Here is a 2364-nt window from a genome sequence, read left to right on the forward strand (position 1 = left end):
TCGTTTTCTTTATATCATCGGAACCTTATCAAATTATTCCATCCTAACTTCTGGTCGTCTCAACAATCAAATCATCTTAGCATTCAATCCGCTATATATAGAACGGCCTAAGGGAGCTGTCTTTTCAGATTTTAATAAAATGTCCCTAATTTCATCTTTAATATCATTTTCTCCAAATACTCTTGCTACCTTTGTTCTTCAAATTAAATTAACATGCCAAAAGAGACAAGAACAGGGCTTTATCAGGGAATCATCGAAAAAGATGATAATGGGAACTACTTTTGTGGTCCCTACCTACTGGATTATCAGACCGTAGAAACTTACTATAAATTGGGCGATCGCGTTAGTATCAAAACCATTATCAAAAATACAAGCCGTAAGAGTATGGAGGCTTATCCGCAAAAATCAGTTAAATTTTCATTTGCGACAGAGGATCATGGAAATGATTAAAACTCACCTAGATTGAACAATTTAAATAACAAGGCCTTTTCCACAGAATTGGCCTTATTATTTTAAAGATTACCGTTGACCTGAGACTAAAAACAAAGCCTCTGATTTTTGGAAAATCGAGAGGCTTTTGCACAATCAAATTGATCGATTACTTTATAAAATAGGTATATTTTTTTTCGGGATAAAGAATGTACTATCGGACCACTTATCTAAACGATGCATTTAAAATTAATTTTCCATAAAAATTAATCAAGGTTCACATGTTCTTCGAGCGCCTCATTCGATCGTCTCTGCTACCATGTATTGTAAGTTTCATTACCGATTTACTCTTCAAATATAAATACTAGTTTATTAGTCTCCGAGCGGGAATGATTGTCTTGTCTTCTTTTTCGTCGAAATCGCGATTCAGTACGATGAAAATGAACGAGCGACGTAGTTCGATTGACAATTAACCCAGCAATGAATAATAACCATCTTAATTACCATTGTACACTTAATCTAGGCTAGTACCTAATCTTAAGGGCAATAGGTTGCAATTCCTCATTCGGTATCTGGGGAACGTATATGGTTTGTCCGCCCCTTTCATCGATCAATAGGGCCAATAGGCTGCTAATATCGTCGACCGTATCCAATCCGATAGGATTGTCTACGATAGCTATATCCTGATCTGAAAGAATCTTTACGGCTTGATGGAAGCTCTCTTGAACGACCAGGATATCCCCACGGCCATCTTGACATGCACGATAAATTTCTTGCAGATCAGTGATCACTAAACCTTTGCCCACAGCTTCTTCCAGCTCTTTGAAGTAGTCTTCATTTTTTCGTACCAGTTCCTGTTTCATAAAATTCCAGGCACGGCTCTCTAACTGATGTGTTTCAATGTTATTGTAATCTATTGGTAAGTATCCATAATAGATAGAAGGTCTATCCGCAACCTGTAAGAGCTTACTATAATTATTCTCCGTGCAAAACACGAGTGTTACACTCTTTGTGTCCCCAATATAACGCAGAAGCGCTTTGTCTACCCGATTAAGATATTCCCTTAAGAGGTCATCAAGATGTTTAGCATCGCTACTTTTATCGGGAAATGTATTGTAAAATTGATTTTCGGCAATTGGAAACTCTTCACTACTGATATCCTCAACAATACGACCGTTCAAAGCACGAAAAAGATGAACACCGCTTTGCGAAAGCAACATCACAAGATAACTGGTCTGACGGCCAATCTCCTTAACCAAAGGGCGTACAGCAAATGTATTGCTAATATGGACACCTTCTTGGTTGGTCTCCCATGATGACTTGAAAACTTCTGCGACCGTATCTGAAACGAAGATATGCAGACTTTCGAGATTATAATTAATATCGAGTTCATGCGCTATCTGTTCCAATTGTTTGATAAGGCCAGCAACGACCCTCTTATCATACTTATCCGTTAGTCTATCAATCGCTTCTCCGATAAAATTTTTAATCTTTATTCGGTCGCTTAAGTTATCAGGATGTGTGCGATGGGTATTGATGGAAATGGTAATGCATAACTCATCCTGAACTCGGATAAGCATTTGTAGAAGTTGTTTTTCGGTCATAATCATGGACAAATAGTTAAAAAATTGAACACACTTTACTCATAACAACAAATTAAAGATCCTTCTTGTTTGTGTAAAATAAAAGTAAGTATTACCTCATTTAGGTGATTATCGAAACAAAAACAGCTTATTTACAGTTATTAATAGTTAAAAAAACAATGATGAAAAAGGTGTTTATTGCAGGAGCAACAGGCTGGGTCGGTAAAGAATTGAGTAAAAATATAATCGACGATACAAACTATAAATTGGTTGGCGGGCTTTCACGCTCTTATGCAGGAGAAAATCTCGCTGAGATTCTAAAGATAAAAACGTCTCCGATTCCCCTATTTGA

General features: G+C 36.9%; 2 protein-coding genes. One reads left to right on the forward strand and one right to left on the reverse strand.

Annotated elements, in window-relative coordinates; genetic code table 11:
* Positions 1-213 precede the first annotated feature (213 nt).
* Positions 214-450 (forward strand): hypothetical protein, encoded by a 237-nt coding sequence (locus tag B2X72_RS03300; protein WP_075992529.1) that lies wholly within the window; start codon positions 214-216, stop codon positions 448-450.
* Positions 451-953: 503 nt separating this feature from the next.
* Here the strand turns inward: B2X72_RS03300 and B2X72_RS03305 are convergent.
* Positions 954-2039 carry a hypothetical protein gene (locus B2X72_RS03305; protein ID WP_145329078.1) on the reverse strand — a complete coding sequence of 362 codons (1086 nt, stop codon included), beginning with the start codon at positions 2037-2039 and terminating at the stop codon, positions 954-956.
* Positions 2040-2364: the final 325 nt, after the last annotated feature.

Origin of the sequence: Sphingobacterium sp. UBA7253, assembly GCF_002472745.1 — a bacterium.
Taxonomy (GTDB): domain Bacteria; phylum Bacteroidota; class Bacteroidia; order Sphingobacteriales; family Sphingobacteriaceae; genus Sphingobacterium; species Sphingobacterium siyangense.

Bases quoted from the DNA above. Each gene is read 5' to 3' on its own strand.
- B2X72_RS03300 (WP_075992529.1), top strand. From the start codon at position 214: ATGCCAAAAGAGACAAGAACAGGGCTTTATCAGGGAATCATCGAAAAA.
- B2X72_RS03305 (WP_145329078.1), bottom strand. From the start codon at position 2,039: ATGATTATGACCGAAAAACAACTTCTACAAATGCTTATCCGAGTTCAG.